This window comes from Nocardia sp. NPDC004604, from assembly GCF_040609795.1.
GTDB lineage: Bacteria > Actinomycetota > Actinomycetes > Mycobacteriales > Mycobacteriaceae > Nocardia.
The window spans coordinates 1-5,154 of record NZ_JBEXLC010000272.1 but is presented as its reverse complement, the minus strand read 5'-3'; the positions used below and the strand labels follow the sequence as shown (position 1 = coordinate 5,154).

Sequence of the window (5,154 nt, the reverse complement as noted above, 5' to 3'; positions counted from 1 at the left end):
GTGAAGATGTTAAGAAAACAGTTGGAGATGCAAATGCAATAAATCGAAAAGGTCATGACCACCCGTACCGGTGGGATCGTCAGTCCACGAAAGCTCAGTGGTCAACTCCGTAAGGCGCGGGGCTTCGCGTGGGTGACGCCGAAACATTCCGCAAACAGTCGGTACGAGGGTGAAGCGCAAGAAGGGGTTGGAGGCCGCGTCCGAACAGCTGCGACATGGCTCCGAGGCGATCACGGAACCGGTTCTATGTGGATGCCCCGGAGGAAGTGACAGACTATACGGATGCCCAGGCTGGGGGTCCGGGGGCGAAGCCCGCCGGGCGGGGTGTGGGGGTTGCACCCCCACAAAACATGACGAAACGAGCAACGGCTCACGCTCTTCGTGAGCATGAGCCGCTGGCGAGTGAAGTGCGCCCGAAGGGATTCGAACCCCTAACCTTCTGATTGGTTCAAGCGTACGGGATTGTCTGTGACTGTTCATCAGTACTGTTGTGCAGCAATCTGTTTCGGATGAAACAACGGTCTGACGATGTGCTGAAGTACGGGTCCGTACACGTACGTTTGTAAGGGCAAAGTAACGGCTCATCACGTCAGCAGATCGTGTTCTCCTTGCTGTGAACAGATCCGTATGTGGAGCACTTCCCCGATCTATAGGGGAAGGTCAACCTCGTCGGCGAACACCGCTACCAGAGAGCGATCTATGTCCGGTTTGCCGAGTATGGCGGCGGCTGGCTTCGTTGGTCTCAGTGGCGCGAACTGCGCAAAGATCGATTGCGTTGGTGAGCAACGGCGTCGTGCGGAGCCGTTGCGTACTCACTGCGTACCCGAAACGGCGGATGGCGTGGTCTGTCCGCCGTTTTCGCACAGAAAGCTCACACGGACCACGGCCGTTCAGCTGCCACTTGTGGTGAATTGGGGCGGCGTGGCGGAGTCTCTAGCGGCCGGAGCCGCTGGCCGACAGCGATCCCAGCAGGCAGCCCCAGTGCGGGGCGCCGCCGGGACAGCCAGGGCTGGCGACCGGATCCGACTGTTGGACAACGGGTTCGGCGGGCTGCAGCGGGATGGCTGAAGCCGGCACGACTGCGGCCAAAGGCGCCAGCAGGATTGCGCCGGCAAGCACTCCGGCACGAATGCGGTTACGCATCTATGTTTCCTTTCGAGCGGCGAGGGGAGCCGCCGCTAGGAGACGTTATCGGCGTCGCAGACATTGCGGACAGACCCGGGAAGGTACGCCACCAAAACTTGGGGGGCTTCGCCGCCGCGACTTTCCTGCCGCCGTCCCCCGCGACCCAGGTGGGTGACCCGTCGGACCAGCCCTCGTGTCGGTACCAGTCGAGGAAGCCCTCGGCAAGACGGTCTTCACCGTGTGCGGCATCTGCGAAACCGAGGCCCTGGCATGAACACCAGCCACCGTTACGACGACAACGTCATCGACCTGCAAGCCCGGCGCCGCTGCCAGCTGCAAGCCCGTGGCCTCGACCCCGTCACGGTCGCGATTCACGTACTCGCAGAAACCGGGACACTGCCGGCTTGGGGCACCGATGACTACGACGGCGGGGACTGGGCGGCATGACGGGCCACGAGTCTTCACACGGCTATTGGAAACCGGAGCGGGGCATGGACTTTCACCGGGTGCTGGTCTCCGCCGATCGTGGGCATCTGCGCGAATCGTGCGAGGTGTTCGCCAACTACCTTCCCGGCGCCACGCAGGATCGGCAGATCCAGGTGACCTTGCACAAGGAGCGCAACTTCGCTGCTGTGCTGTATCTGGCCATGACCGTAGATGACGCCATCGCGGTAGCCGGTGTGCTGCAAGCCGTAATCCGGCAGGCGACAGGCGCCGAGCACGCATTACCCGGGGCAGGGTCGCCGAAATGATCGGCTCCCTGGTCCGTGCCCGCTACCTCGCCTGGTATCGCTACCGGCGTCGTTGGACCCGCCTCATGACCACCGCCCGCCTCACCCGCACCACCGACGACGGCACCATCCGTGTTCCGCGCTTGTTGTCGGTTCGTATCGATGAGGCCACCGACCGGGTTCGGGTGCGGATGCTCGACGGGCACTGCCCCGCCGATTACGAAAACCGCACCACCCAGCTCGCCGACACCTTCGGCGCCCGCGCCTGCAACGCTGCCCTCATCGGCCCGGGAACAGATGAACGCAAGGGTGGCGCTCCAGCGCATACGATCGTTCTTCCGAAGTTGGCGGTGGAAGCATTGACCACGTTGTTCGGCAACGCCACCGATGCGAACGGTCCGGTGTTCGCCAACCGTGACGGCGGATGGATGAGCCTGGCGAACCTGCGTCGGTCACTGCGGTCGGCTCTGCCTGACGAGCTGCGATGGGTGACGCCGTACAGCTTCCGACGGACCGTGGCGACGGTGGTCCGAGACGACCTCGGTCCGGCCCAGGCTCAGCTGTCGCACGCGAAGCTCTCGACCACCGAGCAGCACTACCTTCAGCGGCAGACCCAAGGACCGGATGTTCGGAACACCCTCGACCGATACGCCGAGGGAAAGTAACGGATCGTTTGTATGGGCAAAGTACCGGATTCGGTGCAATTACCCTTGAATGCCAATCGACCCCTGAACTGTTTACACAGTTCAGGGGCCGATTTCTGTGCGCCCGAAGGGATTCGAACCCCTAACCTTCTGATCGAGAGTTCCGGTCAATGTGCTTGTAGCGCTCAGATATTGGGGCGGGGGGCGTGAATTCTGGGGTCGAGTGGGTGCGTTTGTGATCCGTGTAGGCGCTGGCTGTTTGTACACGGGGAATCGCATGTAGCCACGCGAAGGTTTGGGATAATTTTGGGATGGGTTGAGTCTGCGTCACTCCTGCGACGGAATCCAAACGGTTTTTCATTCCACTGAGCGACTGGCCTTCGCGCGCATTTGGGGGCGTGTTGCCGGTTCGGCGGGGCGCGCCGAACATGCCAGCGCGGCACTTCCCATTCGTGGTAAATCGCGAGGTCGTTCGATACCGTCTGGTCGGTTCTCGGTCTGTCGCCGGGACCGCGAGGGGTCGGAGTCGAGCTTCGTGCGCATGCTCGGGGAAGCGATAGCGGGGCTCGGCTCCGCCGAATCAGGCGGTGCGATGTTTCCGAGAGACATGCTCTACCCGGGCGAACCGCTCGAGGACCCCGGATAACGTTGGCTGGCTGTATCGGGTGCGCCAGCCGGGTGCGGTCAACCGCGGCCGAGCCTGGCAGTTCGGGCAAGAGGTAGTAACGGCCGCAACGGTTTTCGTGATGCCTCGGGCAATCGGCCCAGGGGCATCACCATGCAGTGCATCCCGCGATAAACGGATCCCTGGATAGCCAACTCGTGTCTTCCGGAGCGCATGGCAAATGCGGTCATGACCGCTGTGCGGCGGGCCGATGCTTGTGGAGGCGGCGGTGATGTCGTCGAGAGGATGGTCCAAGGATTGGCCCGGATCGATGATCGGTGTGCCGTGGCGAGCGAGGTTGGTGCCGGCGTCGTGACGCAGCCAGGGCCGCGCCTGGTCGACGACGCTTTCTGGATCCGCGGGGATGATCAGCAGCACCGCCACCGAGGCCTGGCCCGGTCCTTCTGACGGATCGCTCAGCGCCGCCGGAGAAGTCGTCGCCAAGCTGGAGTCGGCGCAGTCCGATGCGGGGCGGGTGTCGTGTCGACTTCGGTGGGCCAGTCGCCCCAAACCCCGCTGAGGGTGGTCCGTACCGATCCTTCACCGACGATGCGGTTGCTGATCGTCCAGGTGGCGGGCTCGCCGTCGAGCTGGTCGGCGGGTAGCGTCCGGGCGATGGTGAGGGCTGTTTCGAGAGTGGGGTGTAGGGACAGGTGCACAACCTCGCCGCATGCTGCGGTCACTACCAGCACGCTAAGTTCGACTGAGGTTTTATCGCGGGCCAGACGTGCGTGGGCTGCGAGTGCGCCGCCCGGTGCGGCACCGAAGTGGTCGACGACATCGGCGCGGCTGTCGGTGAGGTCCAGCCACAGGCAGCGGCGGGCGATGGCGTCTTCGGTGGCGCCGAGTTCGCGGGTGAGCTCGGCTATGGTCGGTGGCTGTTCCGCAGCCCATCCCAGGATCAGCCGTTCGTCGGCGGCCGTGTCCCAGTACGGAAGATTTGTTCGTTCGTGCGCCTCTCGGACCAGTGTCTCCCAGTCGTAGTCAGGATCGGAGACCAGGCGCCGCAATACTCGCAGCGCCTCTGTCGGCTGGTAGGCGTCGTCGAGGATGAAGCTCGCGCGTTTGCGCACCCCGGTCAAGCTGCGTTCGGCGTGTTCGGCGACCTCTTCATCGGGCAGATCCCGGCGGAGCGCGTCGATGAGTAACTGGTAGTCCTCAGCGCACCAGATCGTGCCCTGCCGCGCCCGCCCTGTTGTCATGACCGAATAGTGCCATCAGGCACCGACATTCGCGGAGCGCACTGTTGTGGCTATGAGATGGCCGCTCACGCCGCTGGTGACCAGTGCGTCCTTATTGATCGCGGAGGTATACGAGCTGACCAGAAGCTGAGTTTTCCACAGCTGCGCGGTCGGTGGTTCGGTCTGGTGGTGGGTGGCATACGACGCCAAAGATTTTGAGCTTCTACGGCTTCAACGAACGGCAGTGTAGTCACGCCCGCGTCGCGATCACAGGGTTCACGCGTTTTCGGCCGGGAGGGAAGGTTTGAACCGCCCGGTGAGTCCGGAGACTCCCGACCCGCCGGGGCGGCTCATAGCAGTTGCGTATGGGTCCGGCGCGCTGAAAAGTGACGCGGGTCGGTGGTTCCGGCGACGTCCTGGATCAGTGGTGTGCGTTGTTGGTGGGGAGGTTGGTGGAGATGTCGATACCTCTACCGATCGTCAGTTGCGTGCGAGCCCCAGCACTCCACTTCTGGGCGGGCATCCCAGCGCAGAACAAAGATGGGATGCCCGAACCACCACAACAGACCACATACCCAAATCCCCTAATACTGCAACGGCACTCTCGTGCCGAGTGCCGTTGCGGTATTAGCTGGCAGTGGCGAAGTGCTGGCGGTACCGCTCGGGGGTTGTCGACAGGCGGCGGGTGAAGACTCGGTGGAGGGTTTCGCCGTGGCGGTAGCCGACCGCGCGGGCGATGGCGGTGATGGTGAGTTCGGTGGAGTGATGATGTTCTTCCTGAGTCGGTGGCGGTGATCCCGCTGCCCGAG

Annotated in this window: 7 protein-coding genes and 1 pseudogene; 3 read left to right on the top strand and 5 right to left on the bottom strand. The window is 63.4% G+C overall.

The genetic code is table 11. The features are described 5' to 3' along the window. Window positions 1–933: 933 nt before the first annotated feature. A complete protein-coding gene (locus ABZW16_RS42940) occupies window positions 934–1,143 on the bottom strand; it encodes a hypothetical protein (protein ID WP_354961916.1) in 210 nt (69 codons plus the stop codon). Window positions 1,144–1,395: 252 nt separating this feature from the next. On the opposite strand from ABZW16_RS42940, the gene ABZW16_RS42935 reads away from it, so the two are divergent. The 3 genes and pseudogenes from ABZW16_RS42935 to ABZW16_RS42925 all read left to right on the top strand — a co-directional run. After that, window positions 1,396–1,572, top strand: coding sequence for a hypothetical protein (locus ABZW16_RS42935; RefSeq protein WP_354961915.1), 177 nt, complete (start codon window positions 1,396–1,398; stop codon window positions 1,570–1,572). Further along, on the top strand, window positions 1,569–1,877 hold the full coding sequence (locus ABZW16_RS42930; protein ID WP_354961914.1) for a hypothetical protein: 309 nt from the start codon (window positions 1,569–1,571) through the stop codon (window positions 1,875–1,877). Before ABZW16_RS42935 ends, ABZW16_RS42930 begins: the two co-directional genes overlap by 4 nt. 275 nt (window positions 1,878–2,152) lie before the next feature. After that, a pseudogene (locus ABZW16_RS42925) lies at window positions 2,153–2,521 on the top strand (site-specific integrase); the annotation flags it as partial. 559 nt (window positions 2,522–3,080) lie between these two features. Here the strand turns inward: ABZW16_RS42925 and ABZW16_RS42920 are convergent. The 4 genes from ABZW16_RS42920 to ABZW16_RS42905 form a co-directional block, all read right to left on the bottom strand. Further along, window positions 3,081–3,548 (bottom strand): hypothetical protein, encoded by a 468-nt coding sequence (locus tag ABZW16_RS42920; protein ID WP_354961913.1) that lies wholly within the window; start codon window positions 3,546–3,548, stop codon window positions 3,081–3,083. A gap of 32 nt (window positions 3,549–3,580) precedes the next feature. Further along, entirely contained in the window at window positions 3,581–4,366 is a 786-nt protein-coding gene (locus tag ABZW16_RS42915; protein WP_354961912.1) for a hypothetical protein, read from the bottom strand. Window positions 4,367–4,381: 15 nt separating this feature from the next. Then, window positions 4,382–4,555 carry a hypothetical protein gene (locus ABZW16_RS42910; protein ID WP_354961911.1) on the bottom strand — a complete coding sequence of 58 codons (174 nt, stop codon included), beginning with the start codon at window positions 4,553–4,555 and terminating at the stop codon, window positions 4,382–4,384. Window positions 4,556–4,972: 417 nt separating this feature from the next. Beyond that, window positions 4,973–5,154, bottom strand: a 182-nt coding sequence (locus ABZW16_RS42905) for an AraC family transcriptional regulator (RefSeq protein WP_354961910.1), incomplete at its 5' end; no start/stop codon positions are given.

Excerpts from the sequence above, each read along its gene's own strand:
- ABZW16_RS42940 (WP_354961916.1), bottom strand. The coding sequence starts at position 1,143 with ATGCGTAACCGCATTCGTGCCGGAGTGCTTGCCGGCGCAATCCTGCTG.
- ABZW16_RS42915 (WP_354961912.1), bottom strand. The coding sequence starts at position 4,366 with ATGACAACAGGGCGGGCGCGGCAGGGCACGATCTGGTGCGCTGAGGAC.
- ABZW16_RS42930 (WP_354961914.1), top strand. The coding sequence starts at position 1,569 with ATGACGGGCCACGAGTCTTCACACGGCTATTGGAAACCGGAGCGGGGC.
- ABZW16_RS42935 (WP_354961915.1), top strand. The coding sequence starts at position 1,396 with ATGAACACCAGCCACCGTTACGACGACAACGTCATCGACCTGCAAGCC.